The organism is Bordetella genomosp. 9 (assembly GCF_002119725.1).
Lineage (GTDB): Bacteria > Pseudomonadota > Gammaproteobacteria > Burkholderiales > Burkholderiaceae_B > Bordetella_C.
In genome coordinates, this window is the sequence record NZ_CP021109.1 from 3,504,527 (window position 1) to 3,528,189 (window position 23,663).

Here is a 23,663-nt window from a genome sequence, read left to right on the forward strand (position 1 = left end):
GCGTCTCAGCTCTTCGTGCCTTCATGCTGCGCCAGGCGTGCCAGCAGCAGCTTGGACAAGGCGAGTACGATGGTCGTGATGATGAACAGCACCAGGCCCAGTTCGAGCAGCGCCGATTTCTGCAGGCCCCCTGCTTCGTTGAACTCGTTGGCCAGCGCGGAAGCGATCGAGTTGCCCGGCGAGAACAGCGAGCCGCTGAGCGAAAACGAGTTGCCGATGACGAAGGTCACGGCCATGGTCTCGCCCAGCGCGCGGCCCAGGCCCAGCATGATGCCGCCGATCACGCCCGACTTGGTGAAGGGCAGGACGACGCGCCACATGACCTCCCACGTGGTGCTGCCCAGGCCGTAGGCGGACTCCTTCAGCATGGGCGGCACCAGCTCGAACACGTCGCGCATGACGGCCGTGATGAATGGAATGACCATGATCGACAGAATCAGGCCGGCAGTGAAGATGCCGATGCCGAAGGGCGGGCCGGAGAACCAGCCGCCGATCAGCGGAATGCCGCTCAGCACGTCGATCAGCGTGGGCTGGATGTACTGCTGGAAGACCGGCACGAAGACGAACAGCCCCCACATGCCGTAGATGATGGACGGAATCGCCGCCAGCATCTCGATGGCGGTGCCCAGGGGCCGGCGCAGCCAGGTGGGCGACAGCTCGGTCAGGAACATGGCGATACCGAAGGACACGGGCACCGCGATGATCAGGGCGATGATCGAAGTCGCCAGCGTACCGACGATGGGAACGACTGCGCCGAAATTGCGCTTGACCGGGTCCCAGTCGTTGGTCCACAGGAAGGAAAGACCGTACTGGGCCAGGGTTTCGCGGCTGCCGTAGATCAGCGAAACCAGTATGGCGGCCAGCAGGATGAATACCAGGAATGCGAACAGACGCGTCAGGTTCTTGAACAGCGCATCCATCAGCGCGTTGTGATTCTGCTTCATTGGGGAAGGTGTGCCGTAGGCTGCGGAATTCGTCGCTTTGGACGAAAGCGGCACATTATTATCCACTACCGCGCTCATGGATGGGCTTTCCTCGGGAGAAGGGAAAGGCCCGGGCGGACCATCGGCCCGGGCCTTGCAACGGTCGCTTTACTGCCAGACAGCCTTGCCGTCAGCGCCCTTGATGTCCTTCCAGGCGTCGCGGATTTCCTTCGTCACCGCATCGGGCAGCGGCACGTAGTCCAGCGCCTCGGCGGATTTCTGGCCGTTCTTGAACGCCCAGTCGAAGAAGGACAGCACGGCCTTGCCTTGCGCCGGCTTGTCCTGGGTCTTGTGCACCAGGATGAAGGTGGCGGCGGTCACGGGCCACGACTTGTCGCCCGGCTCGTTGGTCAGCACCACGCCCATGCCGGGCGCGCTCTTCCAGTCGGCGTTGGCGGCGGCAGCGGCGAAGGCGGACTGCTCGGGCTGCACGAACTTGCCGGCGGCGTTCTGCAGTTGCGTCCAGGCCAACTTGTTCTGCTTGGCGTAGGCGTATTCGACGTAGCCGATGGAGTTCTTCAGCTGGCCGACGTAGGCGGCGACGCCTTCGTTGCCCTTGCCGCCCTGGCCGGTGGGCCACTTCACGGCCTTGCCTTCACCCACTTGCGACTTCCAGTCGGCGGAGACCTTGGACAGATAGTTGGTCCAGCCGAAGGTCGTGCCCGAACCGTCGGAACGGTGCACCACGATGATGTCCGACGACGGCAGCTTCAGGCCGGCGTTCAGCGCGGCGATCTTGTCGTCGTTCCACTTCTTGATCTTGCCCAGGAAGATGTCGGCCAGGACGGGGCCGGACAGCTTCAGCTCGCCGGCCTTGATGCCGTCGATGTTCACCACGGCGACCGTGCCGCCGACCACCGCCGGGAATTGCAGCAGACCGTTCTTCTCCAGGTCTTCGCCCTTCATCGGATCGTCGGAAGCGCCGAAATCGACCGTCTTGGCGATGATCTGCTGCTGTCCGCCACCCGAGCCGATGGATTGGTAGTTCACGGTGTTGCCGGTGGCGGCCTTGTAGTCCGACGCCCACTTGGCATACACGGGATAGGGGAAGGAGGCGCCGGCGCCGGTAACATCCGCGGCATGGGCGGCAAAAACCGCAGCGCTCAGGGCGATGCCCAGGGAGATCTGCTTGAACACACGCATTGTGACTTCCTTCGTCGTTGGTGAATGGGGACGGGACACCCCGCCTTTCTCGTCATGACGCGCATGGTAAGAGCCCAAAATGACAAGATAGTGACAGTCATGATCCCCCCCGAAGCGCTGGCGCGCTTCCCCCCCAGGGGCGCGCCTGCGGACCGGCGGAGCCGGATCCGCGGCGCCCCGGTCGGGGGGCACCTATGGGTGCGGGGGAGCGGTGCTGTAGGCGGCGGCTGAGTCTAGAGCAACCCGCCGCCTGCCACGGGTGCCACCCTATCGGGGACGCAGCGGATCCGGCTCCGCCGGTCCGCCAGCATCGCCCCCCTGGGGGGAAGCGCGATAGCGCTTCGGGGGGGCCCGCTCTACCCGCCAAGTTTTTGCATCAGGTGCTCGTGCAGATTGAACGGGGCCGCGCGGGTGCGGACGCGGGTGTAGTCGCCGTCGGGTTGCTGCTGCCAGGCGAGTTCGTTGTCGCGCAGGGCGTAAGTGAACGCTTCCTCGATGACGCGTTTCTTCAAGGCCTTGTCCTGGACGGGAAAGGCGATTTCCACGCGGCGGAAGAAGTTGCGGTCCATCCAGTCCGCGGAGGACAGGTACACCGTTTCCCTGCCGTTGGCGTAGAAATAGAACACCCGCGAATGCTCGAGGAAGCGGCCGACGATGGAGCGCACGCGGATGTTGTCGGACAGGCCCTTGACGCCGCTGCGCAGGGCGCACACGCCGCGCACGATCAGGTCGATCTTGACGCCGGCCTGGCTCGCTTCGTACAGCTCCTCGATGACCGCCGTTTCCAGCAGGGAATTCATCTTCGCCATGATGCGGGCCTTCTTGCCCTCGCGGGCGGCCTGCGCCTCGGCGCGGATCAGGGCGACCATGCTCTCGTGCAGGGTGAACGGAGACTGCAGCAAAGCCTTGAGCGGCCGCCGCGCGCCCAGGCCCGTGAGCTGGGCGAAAACCTTGTCCATGTCCTCGCAGATGGCGGGATCGGCGGTAAGCAGGCCGAAATCGGTATAAAGACGCGCGGTGCGCGGGTGATAGTTGCCCGTGCCCAGGTGGGCGTAGCGGCGCAGCCGGCCCTGCTCGCGCCGCAGCACCACCGCCATCTTGGCGTGCGTCTTGTGACCCACCACGCCGTAGACGACGTGGGCGCCCACTTCTTCCAGGCGCGCGGCCCAATTGATGTTGGTCTGCTCGTCGAAACGCGCCATCAGCTCCACGACCACCGTCACTTCCTTGCCGGCGCGCGCCGCGGCCAGCAGAATCTGCATCAGCTCGGAATCCTCGCCGGTACGGTAGATGGTCTGCTTGATCGCCATCACGTCCGGGTCCAGCGCGGCGGCCGTCAGGAAGTCGATGACCGGCTGGAAGGACTGGTAGGGATGATGCAGCAGCCGGTCGCCCGCCGCGATCGCCGTGAACATGGCGGCCGGATTGACCGTCGATTGATTGAACGGCGCCGGCACGGGCGCGCGATATTCGGGAAACAGCAGGCCCGGACGGTCCGGCAGATTGCAGAGCTGCATCAGCCGCGACAGGTTCACCGGGCCGTGCACGCGATAGGTGTCGCTGGCCGTGAGCGAGAACTCGCGTTGCAGAAAGGCCTCCAGCTCCGGCGGCGTCAGCTTGTCGATCTCCAGGCGGACGGCAGACCCGAAGTTGCGCTGCGACAGCTCGCCTTGCAAGGCCTGCCGCAGGTTGGTCACTTCTTCCTCATCGACGAACAGGTCGCTGTTGCGCGTCACGCGCCACTGATAGCAGCCCTGCATCTCCAGCCCCGGAAACAGCTCGCCGACGAACGCGCGCATCAGCGAAGTGAGCAGCACATAGCCGTCGGGATGGCCCGACAGCTCCGTGGGCATGCGGATCAGGCGGGGCAAGGCGCGCGGCGCCTGAACGATGGCGATCGACGCCTTGCGGCCGAAGGCATCGACGCCGCGCAGGGACACGATGAAGTTCAGGCTTTTGTTATAGACGCGCGGAAAGGGATGCGCCGGATCCAGTCCGATCGGCGTGAGCAGCGGCATCACGTCGCGGTGGAAGGTCTCGCGCGCCCAGGCCTGCTGGGCTTCGTCCCATTCGGACGCGTGCAGCAGCACGATGCCGTGCTCCTGCAGGCGCGGGAAAATCTCGTCATTGAGCAGGTCGTATTGGCGGTCCACCAGCTCGTGCACGGCCTCCTGCACCTGCGCATAGGCCTCGCCCGGCGTGAGCCCGTCGCAGCCGACCAGGTTCGGCGTCTGGCGCTGCTGCTCTTTCAGCGTGGAGATGCGGATTTCAAAGAACTCGTCCAGATTGGAACTGACGATACAGACATAGCGCAGTCGTTCCAGCAAGGGGACCGCGGGGTTTTCGGCCATCGCCAGGACGCGCTCGTTGAACTTGAGCAGCGACAGTTCCCGGTTCAGGAATAAAGGCTGCGAAGCCACATTGGATGCCATGCGAGTTCCGTGAACGTTGAAAAGCAAAAACGGTTTTTACGTCAAATTCGTGACAGTTCCTTGACAAAGCCTTGTAAGCGTACGCTGAAATTCAAACGCTTGCGACATGGCGCGCGGCTGCGGCTATTTATAATGGCGGCACATCCGCTTTCTTTCTCGCGCCCCGCATGGATCATCTTCTGGCCGCCGTCGACCTCGGTTCCAACAGTTTCCGCCTCTCCATAGGGCGGGTCGTCCAGCAGGAAGGCGCGGCGCAGATATACCAGATCGATCGTTTGAAAGAGACGGTGCGGCTGGCCGCGGGCCTGGACGCGGACAAACGCCTGTCCGCCGACGCGGTCGGGCGCGCCATCGAGGTCCTGGAGCGCTTCGGCGAACGCCTGCGCAGCTTCCATCCCAGCCGCGTCCGCGCCGTGGCCACCAATACCTTCCGCGTTGCCCGCAACACGGCGGAGTTCCTGCCCCAGGCCGAAGCGGCGCTGGGGTTCCCGATCGAAGTCATCGCCGGCCGGGAAGAAGCCCGGCTGATTTTTTCCGGCGTGGTGCATACGCTGCCGCCCTCGCCCAACAAGCGGCTGGTCATCGACATCGGCGGCGGTTCGACGGAGGTGATCATCGGCAAGGGCTACGAGCCCGGCCTGATGTCATCGCTGTACATGGGCTGCGTGAGCTACAGCCGGCAGTTCTTCGGCGACGGCGTCGTCGACGCGCACCAGATGAAACTGGCCGAACTGGCGGCGCGTCGCGAGGCGGAAGTCATCGCGCGCCAATACCGCAAAATGGGCTGGAAGGAAGCCTACGGCTCGTCCGGCACGGCCAAGGCGCTGTACGCCATCTTGACCGAATGCGGCTTCTCCGATCGAGGCATCACCCGCGCCGGCTTGAACAAGCTGAAGGAGCGCATCATCCGCTCCGGCCGCGTCATCCCGTCGGAGCTGCCCGGTATCAAGCTGGAACGCGCCGACGTGCTGCCGGGCGGCCTGGCGATCATGAGCGCACTGTTCGACGAGCTGAACATCGACGTCATGCATACCGGCGACGGCGCGCTGCGGCTGGGCGTGCTGTACGACCTGCTGGGCCGCGACGATCAGCACGACAAGCGCGACGAGTCGGTGCGTCAGTTCATGAAGCGCTATCACATCGACGTCAACCAGGCGTCGCGCGTCCGGCGCACCGCGCTGGCGCTGTTCCAGGAACTGGACATCGACGAAGACAAGCGTGGCGAACTGGCGCACGCGCTGGGGTGGGCGGCGGACCTGCACGAGGTAGGCCTGTCGATCGCCCACAACGATTATCACAAGCACTCCGCCTATGTGCTGGGCAACGCCGACATGCCGGGGTTCTCGCGCGACGACCAGCAACTGCTCGCCCTGCTGGCGCTGGCGCACCAGGGCAAGCTGGGCAAGGTGGAACCGCTGGTGCGCAAACGCGAGCAATGGCTGGCCATTCTGTGCCTGCGGCTCGCCGTGCTGCTGTACCGCCGGCGTGAAGACCTGGAGACGCTGCCGCTGACCCTGTCGGTGCGCGGCGATTCCTTCGTGGTGCGTGTCCGGCAGGATTGGCTCGCATCCCACCCGCTCAGCGACTTCACGTTGCGCGCCGAGGAATCGGAATGGCGCAAGGTGGGCTTTTCCTTCCAGGTGCTGGAAGTCTGAGCCAGGGCGTTTTTGCCGCCGCCCGGCGCGCCCCGCGGGGCAGGCGCCGCGCCCGCGGCACCGACCGTCAGGCGGCCTTTCTGACCTGGCCCTGTTCGCTTTCCAGGTCCACGTCGGCGCCGTTCAGGGGCGGCAGGCCGAAGTGGCGGCGATAGCGTTCGTCCATCTCGCGCATGTCGAGCAGCACCGGAAAATCCGCGGCATTGAAATCAGGATCCCAAGCCGGCTCGCCGCAGATCTTGGCGCCCAGCTTCAGGTAACCTTTGATGAGGGGCGGCACCCGGGCCGGCAGCGTGGTGCTGTTCAGTTTTTCCAGCGGGTAGCGGTGCAGCGGCTGCACGCGAGGCACGGTCTCGTCGGCCAGATGGCCGCTCACCGCGCGCCACACCTCGGCGGCCGTCACGCCATCGTCGCGCAGGCTGACGCTGGCGCAACCGAGCAGGTAGTCGTAATTGCCACGGCGCATCACCTCGGCCACGCCCGACCACAACAACATGATGACGGCGCCGTTGCGAAAATCCGGATGCGTACAGGAACGTCCGGCTTCGACGATCCGGTCGCGCAGCGTACCGAGGCCGGACAGGTCGAATTCCGACTCGGAGTAATAACCGCCCGCCGCGCGCGCGCTTTCCGGGGTCAGCAAGCGGTAGGTTCCCACCACGCGGCCGGTATGCAGTTCGCGCACCATCACATGCTCGCACCAGGCATCGAAACGATCCTGGTCGATGCCGTCCGCGGCATCGGGAAACACGGCGCCCATGTCCTCCGTGAAGACGCGGTAGCGCAGTCGCTGGATCTCTTCGACTTCATCCGCCGTGCGAGCCAGACCGACAACGAGGCCCGCCGCAGCGGAATCGGCAAACGTGTCGGTCGCCGTCGTGCGGGCGGGATCGATGCGGACAAGTTCAAGCATTCGGCCAACTCCTAGGTGTCCGAGTAGTGTGGGCGAGGCGTGTGTCAGGTTTTTGACCGCCATGTTACGTGACTGTGACGCCACTCGCCTCACTTCCCGGCCACGAGGGCCGAACTTTTACAAGCAAAAACCTGGGACGGGTCAATCGGCGGCCAGACCGGCCGCCAGATTCTGCGCGCATGACATGGCGAGCGCGGATTCCTCGGCTTCGACCATCAGACGCAGCTTTGGTTCAGTGCCCGAGGCACGAATCAGCACGCGGCCACGGCCGGCAAGCTCGGCCTCGACGGCGCGGCGCGCGGCAAGCAGCCCGGGATGGGTCTTCCAATCCTGGCCCGGCTGCAACGGCACATTGATCATCTGCTGCGGGTACATACGCAGGTCCGCCACCCACTCCGATAGCGAGCGGCCGTTGCGGCGGAGGGCGGTCAAGACCTGCAGCGCGGCGATGATGCCGTCGCCCGTGGTGTGGCAATCCAGGCAGATCAGATGGCCGGAGCTTTCGCCGCCATACAGCCACCCGCGCGCCTGCATCTGTTCCATCACGTAGCGGTCGCCCACGTCGGCGCGGTGGAAACCGACGCCCAGCTCCTGCAAGCGGCGCTCGAATCCGTAATTGGTCATCAAGGTGCCGACCACGCCGGCGACCGGCCCGCGCTGCATGCGCTCCCGCAGGATTGCATACAGCAGCTCATCGCCGTTGTAGATGCGCCCGGTGGCGTCCACCATCTGGATGCGGTCGGCGTCGCCATCCAGGGCAATGCCGAGGTGCGCGCCGCGTGCCCGCACCTCGGCCGCCAGCGCCTCGGGATACAGCGCCCCGACGCCCTTGTTGATATTGAATCCGTCCGGCTGCACGCCCACCGCGTGCACGTCGGCGCCCAATTCGCGGAACACGTGCGGGGCGATGTGATACGCCGCGCCATGGGCCGCATCCACGACGAGGCTCAGCCCGTTCAGGTCCAGATCGTTGGGAAAGGTGCTCTTGCAGAACTCGATGTAGCGGCCGGCCGCGTCGTCGAGGCGCCGCGCGCGGCCCAGGGCCTCGGAACTGACGCACCCCAGCGGCTCGTCCAAGGCAGCCTCGATGGCGGCCTCGGTTTCGTCGGGAAGCTTCATGCCCCGGCCGGAGAAGAACTTGATGCCGTTGTCGTGATAGGGGTTGTGCGAGGCGCTGATCACGATGCCTGCCGTCTGGCGCAGTACGCGCGTCAGGTATGCGATGGCGGGGGTGGGCAGCGGCCCGGCCAGCAGTACGTCGATGCCAGCCGCCGAAAACCCGGCTTCCAGCGCCGACTCCAGCATATAGCCCGAAATTCGCGTGTCCTTGCCGATCAGCACCTTCGGCCGCGTACCGCCACGCATATCGCGGGCGAAGACCTTGCCCGCCGCGTAACCCAGACGCAGCGCGAATTCCGCATTGATGACGGGTCCGCCAACCTCACCGCGCACGCCATCCGTGCCGAAGTACTTGCGAGTGCTCATAGATGTCGATTCCCATGCGGCGCACGGCGGCGCCAAGCGTTCAAATCAGTTCGCCGTGGCGCCGGGCACGGCCTCCACCATTTGCCAAACTTTCAGAGCATCCACCGTTGCGGCCACATCATGCACGCGGACGATGGCCGCGCCGCGCGCCACGCAGGCAAGCGCCCCAGCCAGGCTGCCCGCCAGCCGTTGGCTGACGTCGCGGCCTGTCGCATGGCCGATCATCGACTTGCGCGACAGACCCGCCAGCAAGGGGTAGCCGGACGCTTGCAGGCTTTGCAGGCGCCGCAACAGCTCGTAGTTCTGTTCCTGCGTCTTGCCGAAGCCAAACCCCGGATCCAGCACGATACGCCGCGCGTCCACCCCGGCGCCACGCAGCGCCTGCGCGCGCTCATGCAGGAATCCCCCGATCTCGCCAAGCAAGTCGCTGTACTCGGGATTGTCCTGCATGGTGCCGGGTTCGCCTTTCATGTGCATGACGCACAGGCCGCAGCGGGATGCGGCAACCGCCTCGACGGCGCCGGGCTGTCGGAATCCATGGATGTCGTTGATCATATCGGCGCCGGCGTCCAGCACGGCGCGCATGACGCCCGGCTTGAAGGTGTCCACCGAGAGGGGGACGCCGCAATCGCGCAATCCCTCGACCAGCGGCAGTACGCGCGCCAGTTCGTCCTGCTCGGACACGGGCGCCGCGCCGGGCCGGGTGGATTCTCCGCCGATATCGAGGATGTGGGCGCCTTCTTCGACCAGCCGCCGCGCATGCGCGATCGCGGCGTCCGGATCGTTATGCCGCCCGCCGTCAGAAAACGAGTCCGGCGTGACGTTGACGATACCCATGACCAGCGGGCGCTCGAGGTCGAACTCGTAGCGCCCGCACAAAAAAGTATTGGCCATCGCAGGTTGCGGGTGCAGGGGTCCTTAGACCGCCGGGGCGGCGCTGCCGCCAGGCGCAAGCCCGCTGGGATTGTTGTCCGCGGTGTCGGAAGGCCCTTGCGGCGTCTTCGGGGGACGGGGCGGACGTCCTGACATGATGTCGTCGATCTGGTCGGCGTCGATGGTCTCCCATTCCAGCAGCGCGGCGGCCATGGCTTCGACCTTGTCGCGGTTGCCGTCCAGGATCTTGCGCGCGACCTCGTACTGCTCGTCGATGATGCGGCGGATGGAGGCGTCGACCTTCTGCATGGTGGCCTCGGACACGTGCGTCGTCTTGGTGACGCTGCGGCCCAGGAACACCTCGCCTTCGTTCTCGGCGTACACCATGGGACCAAGCTCCTGGTCCATGCCGTAGCGCGTGACGATGTCGCGTGCAATGGCGGTGGCCCGCTCGAAGTCGTTGGAAGCGCCCGTCGTCATCTGGTTCATGAACAGCTCTTCGGCGATACGCCCGCCGAACAGCACCGCGATGGTGCTGAGCAGGCGCTGCTTGTCCATGCTGTAGCGGTCGCTTTCCGGCAATTGCATGGTCACGCCCAGCGCGCGGCCGCGCGGGATGATGGTGACCTTGTGCACCGGGTCCGTCTTGGGCAGCATGCGGGCGACGATGGCGTGGCCGGACTCGTGGTAAGCGGTGTTCTTGCGCTCTTCTTCGGGCATCACGATGGAGCGGCGTTCCGCGCCCATGATGATCTTGTCCTTCGCCTTTTCGAAGTCCGACATGTCCACCGTGCGGCCGTTGCGGCGCGCCGCGAACAGCGCGGCCTCGTTCACCAGGTTGGCCAGGTCCGCGCCGGAGAAGCCCGGCGTGCCGCGCGCCAGCACCGACGCATCCACGTTGGGCGACAGGGGCACCTTGCGCATGTGAACCTTGAGGATCTGCTCGCGGCCGCGGATATCCGGCAGCGGCACCACGACCTGGCGGTCGAAACGTCCGGGACGCAGCAGGGCCGGGTCGAGCACGTCGGGACGGTTGGTCGCCGCGATGACGATAACGCCCTGCCCCGACTCGAAGCCGTCCATTTCCACCAGCATCTGGTTCAGGGTCTGTTCGCGTTCGTCGTTGCCGCCGCCCAGGCCGGCGCCGCGCTGACGGCCCACCGCATCGATTTCGTCGATGAAGATGATGCACGGCGCATGCTTCTTGGCGTTTTCGAACATGTCGCGCACGCGGGCCGCGCCCACGCCGACGAACATTTCGACGAAGTCGGAACCCGAGATGCTGAAGAACGGCACCTTGGCTTCGCCCGCGATGGCCTTGGCCAGCAGGGTCTTACCGGTACCGGGCGAGCCGACCATCAGCACGCCGCGCGGGATGCGCCCGCCCAGCTTCTGGAATTTGCTCGGGTCGCGCAGGAAGTCCACCAGTTCCTGCACGTCTTCCTTCGCTTCGTCGCAGCCCGCGACGTCGGCGAAGGTGACCTGGTTGGTGTTCTCGTCCAGCATGCGCGCGCGCGATTTGCCGAAGCTGAATGCGCCGCCGCGCCCGCCGCCCTGCATCTGTCTCATGAAGAATATCCACACGCCGATCAGGAGCAGCATGGGGAACCAGGAGACGAAGATATTCATCAGCAGCGATTGTTCTTCGCGCGCCTTGCCGGAGACCTGCACGCCGTACTTCAGCAGGTCAGAAACCATCCACAGGTCCCCCGGCGACGTCAGCGTGTAGGGACGTCCCGATTCGGGCGTCACATACAGCACGTCTCCCTGTACATCGACCTTGCGGATGCGCCCTGCCTTGGCGTCGTCCATGAATTGCGTGTAGCTGACGCCGTCCTGCGTTTGGGTGCGTCCGTCGAATTGCTTGAAGACGGTGAACAGCACCAGGGCGATCACCATCCACACCGCAACTTTAGAAAATGAATTGTTCAAGGTCGATCTCCTGCTTTCGATTCCGACCGGTAGTTAAAACGCCCCCGCGCCGCGCCGACACCCGTCGGCCCGCTGCCGCCAGCCCTGGGCGGCGGCACCCGAAGGGCGGCAGCCTCTGCCTTAGGACACAACCACAAGTATGTCAATAGCCATTCTACCCCGTGATGAGGGATTGCGTGGAAACGCGGAAAGCCGGCGGTCAGCCCACCTGTTTCCGGCCTCTGGCGACCAGAAAAGTTTCCGAGGAATTTGACCTGGACGCCTTGGGCTTGCGTTCGACCACCCTTTTGAAATGCTGTTTGAACGATTGGACGATCTGGGAAAACCCGCTTCCATGAAAGGCTTTCACGATCAGCGCCCCCTCGGGCTTGAGGTGCGCCAGGGCGAACTCCAGGGCCAGGTCGCAGACGTGCTGGATACGCGCCGCGTCGGCAACACTGACTCCAGACAGGTTGGGGGCCATGTCCGAAATTACAAGGTCCACGGGCTGGCCGTTGAGCGTTTCCTCCAGCTGGGCCAGGACGGATTCTTCGCGGAAGTCGCCTTGCAGGAATTCCACCCCGGCCACCGGCTCCATCGGCAGAATATCGAGCGCCAGGATGCGCCCGTCGATGGCGCCTCCCGGGCCGGCCAGGCGTTCCCGCGCGACCTGCGACCAGCTGCCCGGCGCGGAGCCAAGGTCGACCACCACGTCGCCGCGCCGCATGAGCTTTTCCGTGTCCAGGATTTCGATCAGCTTGAAGGCGGCCCGCGCGCGGTATCCCTTTTGCTGCGCCAGCTTCACATAGGGGTCGTTGATGTGCTGGTGCAACCAGTCCTTGGAGAATTTATTCTTGGCCATTCCCGTACAATTCCGCCATGCCTATATTAGAAATCACATCCCGAGAGCGTAGCGCGCTGCGGTCCGCCGCCCACGCCCTGCGCCCTGTCGTCCTGATCGGCGACAAAGGCCTGTCGGACGCGGTCCTCAAGGAAATCGACGCGAACCTCGCCTCGCACGGCCTGATCAAGGTGCGTGCGGGGGGAGAAGACCGCGAAACCCGCGAGGAAATGCTGGCAGCGATCTGCGACGCGCTTTCCTGCGCCCCGGTGCACCACCTGGGCAAGATGCTTATTTTGTATCGGCCGCGCCCCGGCATGCCGTCGCCCGCGCAGGCAGACGCTCCGGCAAAGTCCGCCAAGCGCAAGCCGTCCGAGCCGTACACGCCGAAGAAAATCGCCGCCGAGGGCAAGACCTTGGCCAAGCCGGCGCGCGCGCCTCGCAAATCGGCCGAACCGGCGGACGAAACACGCCGCCCCGCCGCGAGCCGCGTGACGCTGAACAAGGCCGGCAAACCGGCACGCCCCAGCACGCGCAAGACCGCGGCGCCCGCTCACGGCATTCCGCGCCGCACCGGCAGCGCGCTGAGCCTGCGGGCCGGCGCCCGAGGCGCGCGCCCCGCGGCCGGAGCGGCAAGGAAAACGGCAAAGCGATAAGCCGGTTTTCCTGGCGCACCGGGCAAGGCGGACAACCGGCAGCCCCGGTTTTCCCATGCCGCCCTGCCCTGCGGCGCCTACACCCTGCAGCGTCTACAGATAGCGAACGCTGATCACCTCGTATTCGCGCACGCCGGAAGGCGCCTGCACTTCCACCACGTCACCCTCTGTTTTCCCGATCAGGGCGCGTGCAACCGGGCTGGAGACGGATATCCGGTTGGCCCGGATATCGGCCTCGACATCGCCGACGATCTGGTACATCAGGCGCTCGCCGGAATCCAGGTCTTCGATTTCCACCGTTGCGCCGAAAACCGCGCGGCCGTCGGCATCCAATTCGACTGGATTGATGATATGGGCGTTCGATAGCGTGGCTTCGAGTTCGGCGATGCGCGCTTCGACGAAGCCCTGGCGCTCGCGCGCGGCGTCGTATTCGGCGTTCTCCGACAGATCGCCCTGGGCGCGCGCCTCGGCGATGGCGCTGATCACCGCGGGGCGTTCAACCGTCTTGAGCCGGTGCAATTCGCTACGCAGGCGTTCGGCGCCGTGAACCGTCAACGGAATGGCTGACATATCGCAATCTCAACTAAAAAAGTGGAAAACGCCCCGATAGGAGCGTTTCGGTAACGGTCGAAGCGCGGGCGGCGCAAAACGCCGCCGAAGGATGAATCGAAACGGGGACGGACAATCCGCATGCGGCGGAAGGCGGTACGCGGCCCGGGCATCACGCCCCATGACCCTCGTCGAGGGTGGCCCACCCGATCGCTCCTCGCCCACGCTTGCTCTTCCCTGCCGGCGTCCCGCCGGCCACGGCAAGCTTCGACCAAAACAAAACCCCGGCTCGGGTGAACCGGGGCGATCAAGTGACATTGTGGGGAAAGTCCGACGGAATTGCAAGCCGCCCGGATGGGCGCCACCTACCCGTCCCCGGATGAGTCCACCGGCTGGCTACCCCCGGGTTGGACGCCCCGATTCGTCGCGCTCAAGCAGGCCGATGCGGCCTCCGGCGCTCAGGCGGACCACGCTGCCCCCGGGCGCTCAGGCGGGCCGCCGCGGCCTTAGCAGGGCGTGCAGAATGATTGCGCCGAACGTCGCCGTGCCGATGCCGCCAAGGGCGAAGTTTCCCAGCTTCACGGTGAAGTCGCCCGCGCCCAGGATCAGGGTCACGGCCGCCACGATCAGGTTGCGGTTGTCGGTGAAGTCCACGGCATTAACGACCCAGATACGGGCGCCGGCCACCGCGATCAGGCCGAAGACCACCACCGACATCCCGCCCAGCACCGGCCCCGGTATGGTCTGGATCAGGGCGCCGAATTTCGGCGAGAAGCCCAACAGGATGGCGATCAGCGCCGCGACCGCGAAAACCACGGTCGAATAGATACGCGTCACCGCCATCACCCCGATGTTTTCGGCGTACGTCGTCACGCCGGTGCCGCCCACGGCGCCGGACACCATCGTCGCCACGCCGTCGCCGACGAAGGCGCGGCCGAGGTAGCGATCCAGATCGCGTCCCGTCATGGCGCTCACCGCCTTGATATGCCCCAGGTTTTCGGCGACCAGGATGATCGCGACGGGCACCAGCAATCCCATCGCGGAGGCCTGGAACACCGGCTTGGCGAACTGCGGCAGGCCGAACCAGGCCGCGGCCGCGACGCCCGAAAAGTCCATGGGCTTGCCCAATCCCAGCCCGTTGGCGCAGACGGCGTAAATCACGCACGCCAGCACCAGTCCGACCAGGATCAGCAACCGCTGCAACATGCCTCGCGTGCGCACGGCGATGGCGCCGACGCACAGCACCGTCACCAGCGCCATGGCGGCATCGAAGCCCGAGCCGCCCATCGCGCCCTTGGCGGCCACCGGCGCCAGGTTCAGGCCGATCACCGCCACCACGGCGCCCGTCACCACCGGCGGCATCAGCATTTCGATCCAGCGTGTGCCGCCGCCGCTGCGAGCGCCCGCTGCCCAGACGAGCAGGCCGATCACCGTGTAGGCGAGCCCGCACATCACGATGCCGCCCAGGGCGACGCCGATATTGGGGTTGGCGCCCGAGCCCGCGTATCCCGTCACGGCGATGACGCCGCCTATGAAGGCAAAGCTGGACCCAAGGTAACTCGGCACCCGGCCGCCGACGAACAGGAAAAAGATCAGGGAGCCGACGCCCGACATCAGGATGGCCACATTTGGGTCGAACCCCATGAGCAGCGGCGCCAGCACCGTGGACCCGAACATCGCCACGACGTGCTGCAGCCCCATGGCGACGGTTTTCATCCATGGCATGCGCTCGTCGGGCGCCATGACCGCGCCGGGCGCCATTTCGCGGACCAGGCGCCAACGCGGGAAATAAGTACCTGACATGCCTCCCCCTCGGCTTCGTATAAAAAGGCGGCGCAAGTTTATCTCGGGCCCGATGTATCAGGCCCGGTTTTTTTGTGGTTCGAGCGCCCCGAAGGGAGTCGGATCCGTCGGTCAAACACAAGTCGAGGGCGCCGCATTCGCACGCGAAAGGGTGCTCACCCGCGGGGTTTGGAACCGCGCGCGATGCTCCGCGGCAACGTCCGTTGTTGTTTTGTGGATACTATCGATGTTTTGCGCGGCGGCGGCGCAGCCCGTTCCGCCGGCCGCGCGCCTTTGCGATATGCCCCGTCATGACTGAAATCTGGCTGATCCGCCACGGCGAAACCGACTGGAACCGCGCCCGCCGCCTGCAGGGCTGGCAAGACACGCCGCTGAATGCGCACGGCGTCAACCAGGCCGAGCGTCTGGCCGAACGGCTGGCGCAGGATGCCGCCACCGGTCCGTTCGACGCGCTGTACAGCAGCGACCTGCAGCGCGCCCACGATACCGCCACTCCGGCGGCGGAGCGCCTGGGGCTGCGGGTGCGCCCCGAACCGGGCCTGCGCGAACGCTGCTATGGCGTGCTGGAAGGCGTCACCATGGACCGGCTGGACATCGAGCAACCGGAAGCCGCCGCGGCATGGAAGAGCCGCGAGCCGGACCGCCTGCTGGACGGCGGCGAAACGCTGCGCCAATTCCACAACCGCGTGGTGGCCACCATCGACGACATCGCGCAACGGCACGATGGCGGCCGCGTGCTGGTGTTCACCCACGGCGGCGTGCTGGACATCGTGTGGCGCCATGCGCAGGGCATCCCGCTGACGCACCCGCGCGACGCGGCGCTGCTGAACGCCGGCGTCAACCGGCTCTCGGTGGACAACCGGCGCTGGCACGTGATGGGATGGGCGGATATCACGCATATCTCCACGCTCGCCAAGGACGACGTCGTATAGGTCCGCCGCCATCCCTGGCGCACGACGCGCCGCGCGCGCCGCACGGGGTGCTCAGGAGACGTCTCGGCCGGCCCCGGTTTGCCGGGGCTTGCGCGGCGCATTGCGGGCCAGCCGGTCGTAGACCAGATCGGGAAGCGCCCGCATCAGCCTGGCGACCATGCCCATCTGCCATGGAATGACGGTATAGGAGCGCCCCCGATCGATGGCGATCGCCGCCCTGGCCGCAAACGCCTCGGCATCCATCAGGAACGGCATGCGGTAGGGATTGTGGGCGGTCATCGGCGTGCGGATATAGCCCGGCGCGATGGTGACCACGCGCACGCCGTCGGCGAAAAGCTCGTTGCGCAGGCTCTCGCAATAAGCCGTGACGGCGGCCTTGGACGCGCTATAGGCGCCGGCGCCCGGCAGTCCGCGCACGCCGGCGACGCTGGAGATTCCGACCAGCCTGCCCTGCCGGGCGGTTCGCATGCTTGCGATGAAAGGCTCGAACGTTGCCACCGTGGCGAGCAGATTGGTCTCGACGATGGCGCGGAAGACGTCGAAGTCTTCCGCCTGTTCGGTCAGCGTGCCGGCGCTGATGCCGGCGCTGGCGATAACGCAGTCCACCGTGCCGCCGCATCGCGCCAAAAAATCCGACGCGGCCTGATGCAAGGCAGGCCGATCGCGCACGTCCACCCCGTACCAGGCATGCGCGCCGGGAAGCGCCGCAGCCAGATCTCGCAGCGCGCCCTCGCGGCGTCCCACCAGCCCGAGCGTGGCGCCGCGCGCTGCATAAAAGCCGGCCAGTGCACGGCCCAGGCCGCTGCTGGCACCGGTGATGAAGACATGACGCATGATGCGGACCGAATGGAGAGCGTGGCCGCCGATTGTATGACGGTCACGCATCGAGCCAGCGCCAGGCGCGCCGGATTACGGCCAGAAAATCCAGGCCAGGATCCCCAGCACGACAGCCCACTTCAGCACGTAGTACAGCGTCTTGTTCTTCTTCTTGATCCGCTTGCCGAAGCGGCGCACGGCGTACACGGCGCCGAAGATCCGGTTGATGCCGCCGGTGCGGTCGCCTTCCTGATTGGGCGACGCCGCGGCACGCAACAGCACGTTGCCGATGAAGTGATTGACCGCCTGGGCCCAGCGATAGCGCATCGGACGCTCGACGTCGGCGAACAGGATGATGCGGTTCACGTCGGTCTTGTTCTCGGCGTAGTGGATGTAGGTCTCGTCGAAGACCACGGCTTCGCCGTCGCGCCAGTAGTACGGCTGACCGTCCACGTCGATATAGCAGTCGGGGTCGTTCGGCGTGATCAGCCCCATGTGGAAGCGCAGGGATCCGGCGTAGGGGTCGCGATGGCGCGGCAGCCGGCTGCCCGGCGGCAAGGCGGCGAACATGGCGCCCTTGATGGACGGAATATCGGCCAGCAGGCCGGTGGTCACCGGGCAGAGCGCCCGCGCGGACGGATGATCGGCGTCATACCACTTCAGGTAAAAGCGCTTCCAACCGCTCTTGAAGAAGGAATTGAAGCCGGCGTCGTTGTACTTGTCCGAAACCTTGATATGCCCGGCAGAGAAAAGCTTTTCCGCTTCGGCGCGGATGTCCTGCCAGCGCTGCTGCAGCACTTTCAGCTCTGGAAATTCCGACAGGGACAAATAGGGCTGGTTCGGCACGCGCGAGAACGCGTACATGAACACGTTGATCGGCGAGGTGAAGGTCGAATGGTCCAGGGCCTGCCGCGAAAAGCGGTGCCTGACCTTACCGCGAAAATGCACCACAACCGCGCAGATAATGAACAGCGCGAGTATCGCCCATTTCATTTCAGTCATCCATAACCGAGCGCCCGCCCGAAATCATAACAAACGGGCATAGCTCGTAGCAGGCACAACCCAACAAGCCAACGCCGACCCCGCCCTTCATAGGCGCCCCTCCCCGCACGAAGCACCCGATCGGGGCGCTGTGGATCCGGCTCCGCCAGTCCACAGAAGTGCCCCGTGCGAAAGCGGCCACGCTTCGGGGGTGAACCTCCCCACGCCTTCCTCCCTCCACAAGAAGCAAAGCCCATCGGGGCGCCGTGGATCCGGCTCCGCCGGTCCACAGGCGCGCCCCCTTTGAGGGGGAAGCGCGCCAGCGCTTCGGGGGTGGACTCTACCCCCCCCTACAGCTCGGCGTGCAGCCCTTGCAAAGGGTACACCTGCAGGCCGTGGCCCTGCCGCATGTACTGCATGCCTTCGACCGCCGCGCGGGCGCCCGCGATGGTCGTGTAGAAGGTGACGCGGGCTGCCAGCGCCTGCGTGCGGATCGCACGCGAGTCGGCGATGGCGTTGCGGCGCTCTTCCACGGTATTGATGACCAGCGACACTTCGCCGTTCTTCAGCATATCGACGATGTGCGGACGCCCTTCGGTGACCTTGTTCACCACCTGCACCGGGATGCCGGCGGCCTCGATCTCCGCCGCGGTGCCGCGCGTGGCGACCAGCTTGAAGCCCAAGGCGTGCAGTCCGCGCGCGACTTCGACCGCACGCGGCTTGTCCTGCGGCTTGACGCTGATGAAGGCCGTGCCGTTCTCGGGCAGGCGCACGCCTGCCGCCATCTGCGATTTCACGAAGGCTTCGCCGAAGCTGGCGCCCACGCCCATGACCTCGCCCGTGGACTTCATTTCCGGTCCCAGGATGGTATCCACCCCCGGGAACTTGACGAAGGGGAACACGGCTTCCTTCACGCAGAAGTAGCTCGGAACGATTTCGCGCGTGACGCCCTGCGACGCCAGGGTCTTGCCGGTCATGACGCGCGCGGCAATCTTGGCCAGCTGCAGACCGGTAGCCTTGGACACATAGGGCACCGTGCGCGAAGCGCGCGGGTTGACCTCGAGCACGTAGACATCGCCACCCTGGATGGCGAATTGCACGTTCATCAGGCCGCTGACGTTCAACGCCTTGGCCATCATGCCCGTCTGGCGCTTGATCTCGGCAATCACCTCGGCCGACAGCGAATAAGGCGGCAAGCTGCAGGCGGAGTCGCCCGAGTGCACGCCGGCCTGCTCGATGTGTTCCATAACGCCGCCAATGAAGACGGTTTCGCCATCGGCCAGGCAGTCCACGTCCACTTCGGTGGCGTTGTTGAGGAAGCGGTCCAGGAGCACCGGCGAGTCGTTGCTGACCTTGACCGCTTCGCGCATATAGCGCTCCAGGTCCTGCTGCTCATGGACGATTTCCATGGCGCGGCCGCCCAGCACATAGCTCGGGCGCACCACCAGCGGATAGCCGATCTCGGCGGCGTGCGCCAGCGCTTCGGCCTCGGTGCGCGCCGTCCGGTTGGGCGGCTGGCGCAGGCCCAGCTTGTTCAGCAGCTTCTGGAAGCGTTCGCGGTCTTCCGCCACGTCGATGGACTCCGGGCTGGTGCCGATGATCGGCACGCCGTTGGCCTCCAGCGCGCGCGCCAGTTTCAGCGGCGTCTGGCCGCCGTACTGCACGATCATGCCCACGGGGTTTTCCTTGTGGACGATCTCCAGCACGTCTTCCAGCGTCAGCGGCTCGAAGTACAGGCGGTCGGACGTGTCATAGTCGGTCGACACCGTTTCCGGGTTGCAGTTGACCATGATGGTCTCGTACCCGTCCTCGCGCAGCGCCAGCGCGGCGTGCACGCAGCAGTAGTCGAACTCGATGCCTTGCCCGATGCGGTTCGGTCCGCCACCCAGCACGATGATCTTCTTGCGGTCCGTCGGCGCCGACTCGCACTCTTCCTCGTACGTCGAATACATGTAGGCGGTGCGGGTGGCGAATTCGGCGGCGCAGGTGTCCACGCGCTTGTAGACCGGCCGCACGTTCAGCTGATGCCGCAGACGACGCACCTCGGATTCGGACGTGTCCAGCAGGAACGCCAGGCGCCGGTCCGAGAAGCCGCGGCGCTTGAGCTGCCACAGGGTGTCGTAATCCAGGTCGGCCAGGGTCTTCTGTTCCAGCGCCAGCTCGATATCGACGATTTCCTTGATCTGCGCCAGGAACCACGGGTCGATGTGGGTCAGCGCGTGGACCTCGTCCAGCGTGAAGCCCTGCGCAAAGGCGTCGCCGACGTACCAGATGCGTTCCGGACCCGGCTCGCCCAGCTCGACCTGCAGCTTCTCGCGATCGGTCGTTTTCTGGTTCAGACCGTCCACCCCCACTTCCAGGCCGCGCAGCGCTTTCTGGAAGGACTCCTGGAAGGTGCGGCCGATGGCCATGACCTCGCCCACCGATTTCATCTGCGTGGTCAGGCGCGCATCGGCGGTGGGGAATTTCTCGAAGGCGAAACGCGGCACCTTGGTGACCACGTAGTCGATGGTCGGCTCGAAGGACGCCGGCGTGGCGCCGCCCGTGATCTCGTTGCGCAATTCGTCGAGCGTATAGCCGACCGCCAGGCGCGCCGCGACCTTGGCGATCGGAAAGCCCGTGGCCTTGGAGGCCAACGCGGAGGAACGCGACACCCGGGGGTTCATCTCGATGACGATCATGCGCCCGTTGGCGGGATTCACCGCGAACTGCACGTTCGAACCGCCCGTGTCCACGCCGATCTCACGCAACACCGCGATGGAGGCGTCGCGCATGATCTGGTATTCCTTGTCCGTCAGCGTCTGCGCCGGCGCGACAGTGATGGAATCGCCCGTGTGCACGCCCATCGGGTCCAGGTTCTCGATGGAGCACACGATGATGCAGTTGTCGGCGCGGTCGCGCACGACTTCCATCTCGAATTCCTTCCAGCCCAGCAGGGATTCCTCGATCAGCAGTTCGCTGGTGGGCGAGGCTTCCAGGCCGCGGCGGCAGATGGTTTCGAATTCCTCGGCGTTGTACGCGATACCGCCGCCGGTCCCGCCCAGGGTGAAGCTGGGCCGGATCACCACCGGGAAACCGGAGTTGCCCAGTTCGGCCGCGATGCGCTTCTGCACTTCCCAGGCTTCGTCCATGGAATGCGCGACGCCTGACTTGGCCGATTCCAGGCCGATGTCGGTCATGGCCTGTTTGAACTTCTGGCGATCCTCGGCCTTTTCGATGGCGCGTTCGTTGGCGCCGATGAGCTCGACGTTATAGCGCTCGAGCACGCCGTTGTGCGCCAGATCGAGCGCGCAGTTCAGCGCGGTCTGGCCGCCCATGGTGGGCAGCAGCGCATCGGGACGCTCGCGTTCGATGATTTTCTCGACCGCCTGCCAGGTAATGGGTTCGATGTAGGTGACGTCCGCCGTTTCCGGGTCCGTCATGATCGTGGCGGGGTTGCTATTGACCAGGATGGTGCGGTAGCCCTCGGCCTTCAAGGCCTTGCAGGCTTGCGCGCCGGAATAGTCGAATTCGCAGGCTTGACCGATGATGATGGGGCCGGCCCCGATGATCAGAATGCTTTTTATGTCTGTACGCTTGGGCATGATGCAATCTTTACGCGATCTTGGACGCGCTCTTGGCGGTCTCGGCTTGGCCGGCCATCTGGCTGATGAACTTGTCGAACAGCACGAGGATGTCGTGCGGGCCCGGGCTGGCTTCAGGGTGGCCCTGGAAGCAGAAGGCGGGCCGGTCCGTCAGTTCGAAGCCCTGCAAAGTGCCGTCGAACAAGGAGATGTGGGTGACCCGCGCGTTTTCCGGCAGGGTCGCCGCGTCCACCTCGAAACCGTGGTTCTGGCTGGTGATGAATACGCGCTTGGTATCGACGTCCTGCACGGGGTGATTGGCCCCGTGGTGGCCGGTCTTCATCTTGCGCGTCTTGCCGCCCACGGCCAGCCCCATGATCTGGTGACCCAGGCAGATGCCGAACACCGGCAGCTTGCGCGCCAGGAAGGCCCGGGTGGCCTCGATCGCGTAATCGCAGGGCTCCGGATCGCCGGGGCCGTTGGCCAGGAACAGGCCGTCTGGATTGAGCTTCAGCGCTTCTTCCGCCGGGGTCTGCGCGGGCACCAGGGTGATGCGGCAGCCGCGATCGGCCATCAGGCGCAGGATGTTGTGCTTGACGCCGAAGTCGTAGGCCACGACGTGGAACTTGCCGGTTTCCGGACGGTTGAAGCCCTCGCCCAGGCGCCAGGTGCCCTCATTCCACTGGCTGTTCGCCTCGATGGAAACCGTCTTGGCCAGGTCCTGCCCGGACATGCCGGGGAACTCGCGCGCCAGCGCGATGGCGCGTTCGGCGTCATCGCCGGCCAGGATGCAGCCGCCCTGCGCACCCTTTTCGCGCAGGATGCGGGTGAGCTTGCGGGTATCGACGCCGGCAATGGCGACGATGCCTTGGGACTTCAGGTACTCGGGCAACGAGCTCGTGGCGCGGAAGTTCGACACGCGCGCCGGGCAGTCGCGCACGACCAGGCCCGATGCGAACACGCGGCGCGCCTCGACGTCTTCGGCGTTGACCCCGGTGTTGCCGATGTGCGGATAGGTCAACGTGACGATCTGGCCCGCGTAGCTGGGATCGGTGAGGATTTCCTGGTAGCCGGTCATCGCCGTGTTGAACACGACTTCCGCCACCGTATGCCCGGGTGCGCCGATGGAGATGCCTCGGAACACGGTACCGTCCGCCAAAGCCAGGATTGCGGGAGATGGCCGATTCGTTCCATCGGACCCCTCGGGAAAAAGTTGCGGCAGCACGATAAACCCCGGATTCAAAATCGATAATCAAACCTTGGGATTATACCTTGAACGGCCATTTCGACCTGGCACACCCCTGGTTCCGGGCCTGGCGTGGTGCAAATGCCCCGGGCTGCGCGGGCGCCGTGCGCGGCCGTAGCGCCCCGCCGGCGCGGCTTTACGGCGGGCTGCGTGCTCATCCGGACCGGGGCATGACACACGGGCTGCCTCCCCGCATCCCCACGGGACACGGGGAGACACACAGGCGGGAGACACACGGGCGGGAGACACACGGGCGGCCTCCCCGCATCCCCACGGGACACGGGGACGAAGGGTCGCCGTGCCGCGGCGGCTGTAGCGATCAGGCCCCGACGCGGGCGTCCGGGCCGCTGCCCTCGTCGTGCGTATGGACCTGCAGCGCTTCCAAAAAGCGCGACACCATGTTGTACGCCGCGATCGTGGCGGTCAGCTCGACCACCTGGCGTTCGCCCATGCGGGCGCGCACGGCGTCGAAGACCTCCTGCGGGACGCGGATGTGCCGCGTCATGGCGTCGGTATAGGCGAGCGCGGCGCGCTGGTCCTCGTCGAAAAGCGGCGACGTTTCCCAGCGGTCCAGCTCGTCCAGCTGCGCTTCGGTGATGCCCTCTTTGCGCGCGATGGGTGCATGCTGGTCCGCTTCATACGGTGCGCCGTTCAGAATGGCGACACGCATGATGACGAGCTCGCGCAAGGCGCCCGGCAGGGTGCTGAGCTGGCGGATCGCGGTCAGGTACGTCAGCCAGCCCGACGCCACTGGCGGACTGTGCAGCAGCATCTGGTAGAGCAGCAGCACGCTGCCGCGCTCGGCGACGATGCGGTCGACCAGCGGCCGCGCTTCATCCGACTCCAGGTTCGCGTAGGGCAGGCGCGCCATATCGTGGCCT

The 23,663-nt window shown here is 65.8% G+C and carries 18 protein-coding genes; 3 read left to right on the forward strand and 15 right to left on the reverse strand.

The window, feature by feature from the left end:
- Positions 1-5: 5 nt before the first annotated feature.
- The 3 genes from pstC to ppk1 form a co-directional block, all read right to left on the reverse strand.
- A complete protein-coding gene (pstC, locus tag CAL13_RS16110) occupies positions 6-1,022 on the reverse strand; it encodes a phosphate ABC transporter permease subunit PstC (RefSeq protein ID WP_086058286.1) in 1,017 nt (338 codons plus the stop codon).
- A gap of 69 nt (positions 1,023-1,091) precedes the next feature.
- The gene (gene pstS / locus CAL13_RS16115) at positions 1,092-2,126 is read right to left on the reverse strand and encodes a phosphate ABC transporter substrate-binding protein PstS (RefSeq protein ID WP_086058287.1); all 1,035 of its coding nucleotides are present in this window, start codon (positions 2,124-2,126) and stop codon (positions 1,092-1,094) included.
- A gap of 356 nt (positions 2,127-2,482) precedes the next feature.
- Positions 2,483-4,558: a polyphosphate kinase 1 gene (gene ppk1, locus CAL13_RS16120; protein ID WP_086058289.1), complete on the reverse strand. Its 2,076-nt coding sequence runs from the start codon at positions 4,556-4,558 to the stop codon at positions 2,483-2,485.
- Between the two features lie 167 nt (positions 4,559-4,725).
- On the opposite strand from ppk1, the gene ppx reads away from it, so the two are divergent.
- Positions 4,726-6,213 (forward strand): exopolyphosphatase, encoded by a 1,488-nt coding sequence (ppx, locus tag CAL13_RS16125; RefSeq protein ID WP_086058290.1) that lies wholly within the window; start codon positions 4,726-4,728, stop codon positions 6,211-6,213.
- A 67-nt stretch (positions 6,214-6,280) separates the two neighbouring features.
- On the opposite strand, the gene CAL13_RS16130 is transcribed toward ppx, so the two are convergent.
- The 5 genes from CAL13_RS16130 to CAL13_RS16150 all read right to left on the reverse strand — a co-directional run bounded on the left by CAL13_RS16130 (position 6,281) and on the right by CAL13_RS16150 (position 12,257).
- Positions 6,281-7,126, reverse strand: coding sequence for a GNAT family N-acetyltransferase (locus CAL13_RS16130; protein ID WP_086072940.1), 846 nt, complete (start codon positions 7,124-7,126; stop codon positions 6,281-6,283).
- Positions 7,127-7,267: 141 nt separating this feature from the next.
- A complete protein-coding gene (gene glmM / locus CAL13_RS16135) occupies positions 7,268-8,611 on the reverse strand; it encodes a phosphoglucosamine mutase (RefSeq protein ID WP_086072941.1) in 1,344 nt (447 codons plus the stop codon).
- A gap of 45 nt (positions 8,612-8,656) precedes the next feature.
- Positions 8,657-9,505, reverse strand: a complete 849-nt coding sequence (folP, locus tag CAL13_RS16140) for a dihydropteroate synthase (protein WP_086072942.1) — start codon at positions 9,503-9,505, stop codon at positions 8,657-8,659.
- Positions 9,506-9,529: 24 nt separating this feature from the next.
- Positions 9,530-11,416, reverse strand: coding sequence for an ATP-dependent zinc metalloprotease FtsH (gene ftsH, locus CAL13_RS16145; protein ID WP_086058294.1), 1,887 nt, complete (start codon positions 11,414-11,416; stop codon positions 9,530-9,532).
- Positions 11,417-11,615: 199 nt separating this feature from the next.
- Positions 11,616-12,257 (reverse strand): RlmE family RNA methyltransferase, encoded by a 642-nt coding sequence (locus CAL13_RS16150; protein WP_086058295.1) that lies wholly within the window; start codon positions 12,255-12,257, stop codon positions 11,616-11,618.
- 17 nt (positions 12,258-12,274) lie between these two features.
- Between CAL13_RS16150 and CAL13_RS16155 the strand changes: the two genes are divergently transcribed.
- On the forward strand, positions 12,275-12,892 hold the full coding sequence (locus tag CAL13_RS16155) for a YhbY family RNA-binding protein (RefSeq protein WP_086072943.1): 618 nt from the start codon (positions 12,275-12,277) through the stop codon (positions 12,890-12,892).
- Between the two features lie 93 nt (positions 12,893-12,985).
- Here CAL13_RS16155 and greA read toward each other — a convergent pair whose 3' ends face one another.
- Positions 12,986-13,462, reverse strand: a complete 477-nt coding sequence (gene greA, locus CAL13_RS16160) for a transcription elongation factor GreA (RefSeq protein ID WP_086058297.1) — start codon at positions 13,460-13,462, stop codon at positions 12,986-12,988.
- Between the two features lie 465 nt (positions 13,463-13,927).
- Positions 13,928-15,244: a solute carrier family 23 protein gene (locus CAL13_RS16165; RefSeq protein WP_086072944.1), complete on the reverse strand. Its 1,317-nt coding sequence runs from the start codon at positions 15,242-15,244 to the stop codon at positions 13,928-13,930.
- A gap of 290 nt (positions 15,245-15,534) precedes the next feature.
- On the opposite strand from CAL13_RS16165, the gene CAL13_RS16170 reads away from it, so the two are divergent.
- A complete protein-coding gene (locus CAL13_RS16170; protein WP_086072945.1) occupies positions 15,535-16,176 on the forward strand; it encodes a histidine phosphatase family protein in 642 nt (213 codons plus the stop codon).
- A 51-nt stretch (positions 16,177-16,227) separates the two neighbouring features.
- On the opposite strand, the gene CAL13_RS16175 is transcribed toward CAL13_RS16170, so the two are convergent.
- The 5 genes from CAL13_RS16175 to CAL13_RS16195 all read right to left on the reverse strand — a co-directional run bounded on the left by CAL13_RS16175 (position 16,228) and on the right by CAL13_RS16195 (position 23,653).
- Entirely contained in the window at positions 16,228-17,010 is a 783-nt protein-coding gene (locus CAL13_RS16175) for an SDR family oxidoreductase (protein ID WP_086073691.1), read from the reverse strand.
- A 75-nt stretch (positions 17,011-17,085) separates the two neighbouring features.
- Complete coding sequence (lpxO, locus tag CAL13_RS16180) at positions 17,086-17,985, reverse strand: lipid A hydroxylase LpxO (protein ID WP_086072946.1); 900 nt, start codon at positions 17,983-17,985, stop codon at positions 17,086-17,088.
- 338 nt (positions 17,986-18,323) lie between these two features.
- A complete protein-coding gene (gene carB / locus CAL13_RS16185; protein ID WP_086058301.1) occupies positions 18,324-21,557 on the reverse strand; it encodes a carbamoyl-phosphate synthase large subunit in 3,234 nt (1,077 codons plus the stop codon).
- A 10-nt stretch (positions 21,558-21,567) separates the two neighbouring features.
- Positions 21,568-22,761: a glutamine-hydrolyzing carbamoyl-phosphate synthase small subunit gene (gene carA / locus CAL13_RS16190; protein ID WP_198297659.1), complete on the reverse strand. Its 1,194-nt coding sequence runs from the start codon at positions 22,759-22,761 to the stop codon at positions 21,568-21,570.
- A gap of 340 nt (positions 22,762-23,101) precedes the next feature.
- The gene (locus tag CAL13_RS16195; protein WP_086072947.1) at positions 23,102-23,653 is read right to left on the reverse strand and encodes a carboxymuconolactone decarboxylase family protein; all 552 of its coding nucleotides are present in this window, start codon (positions 23,651-23,653) and stop codon (positions 23,102-23,104) included.
- Positions 23,654-23,663 lie beyond the last annotated feature (10 nt).

Coding starts and splice junctions, on each gene's coding strand:
- glmM (WP_086072941.1), bottom strand. CDS start 8,611: ATGAGCACTCGCAAGTACTTCGGCACGGATGGCGTGCGCGGTGAGGTT.
- greA (WP_086058297.1), bottom strand. CDS start 13,462: ATGTCAGCCATTCCGTTGACGGTTCACGGCGCCGAACGCCTGCGTAGC.
- CAL13_RS16175 (WP_086073691.1), bottom strand. CDS start 17,010: ATGCGTCATGTCTTCATCACCGGTGCCAGCAGCGGCCTGGGCCGTGCA.
- carB (WP_086058301.1), bottom strand. CDS start 21,557: ATGCCCAAGCGTACAGACATAAAAAGCATTCTGATCATCGGGGCCGGC.
- pstC (WP_086058286.1), bottom strand. CDS start 1,022: ATGAGCGCGGTAGTGGATAATAATGTGCCGCTTTCGTCCAAAGCGACG.
- lpxO (WP_086072946.1), bottom strand. CDS start 17,985: ATGAAATGGGCGATACTCGCGCTGTTCATTATCTGCGCGGTTGTGGTG.
- CAL13_RS16170 (WP_086072945.1), top strand. CDS start 15,535: ATGACTGAAATCTGGCTGATCCGCCACGGCGAAACCGACTGGAACCGC.
- ppk1 (WP_086058289.1), bottom strand. CDS start 4,558: ATGGCATCCAATGTGGCTTCGCAGCCTTTATTCCTGAACCGGGAACTG.
- CAL13_RS16130 (WP_086072940.1), bottom strand. CDS start 7,126: ATGCTTGAACTTGTCCGCATCGATCCCGCCCGCACGACGGCGACCGAC.
- CAL13_RS16195 (WP_086072947.1), bottom strand. CDS start 23,653: ATGGCGCGCCTGCCCTACGCGAACCTGGAGTCGGATGAAGCGCGGCCG.
- CAL13_RS16155 (WP_086072943.1), top strand. CDS start 12,275: ATGCCTATATTAGAAATCACATCCCGAGAGCGTAGCGCGCTGCGGTCC.
- folP (WP_086072942.1), bottom strand. CDS start 9,505: ATGGCCAATACTTTTTTGTGCGGGCGCTACGAGTTCGACCTCGAGCGC.
- CAL13_RS16150 (WP_086058295.1), bottom strand. CDS start 12,257: ATGGCCAAGAATAAATTCTCCAAGGACTGGTTGCACCAGCACATCAAC.
- CAL13_RS16165 (WP_086072944.1), bottom strand. CDS start 15,244: ATGTCAGGTACTTATTTCCCGCGTTGGCGCCTGGTCCGCGAAATGGCG.
- ppx (WP_086058290.1), top strand. CDS start 4,726: ATGGATCATCTTCTGGCCGCCGTCGACCTCGGTTCCAACAGTTTCCGC.
- pstS (WP_086058287.1), bottom strand. CDS start 2,126: ATGCGTGTGTTCAAGCAGATCTCCCTGGGCATCGCCCTGAGCGCTGCG.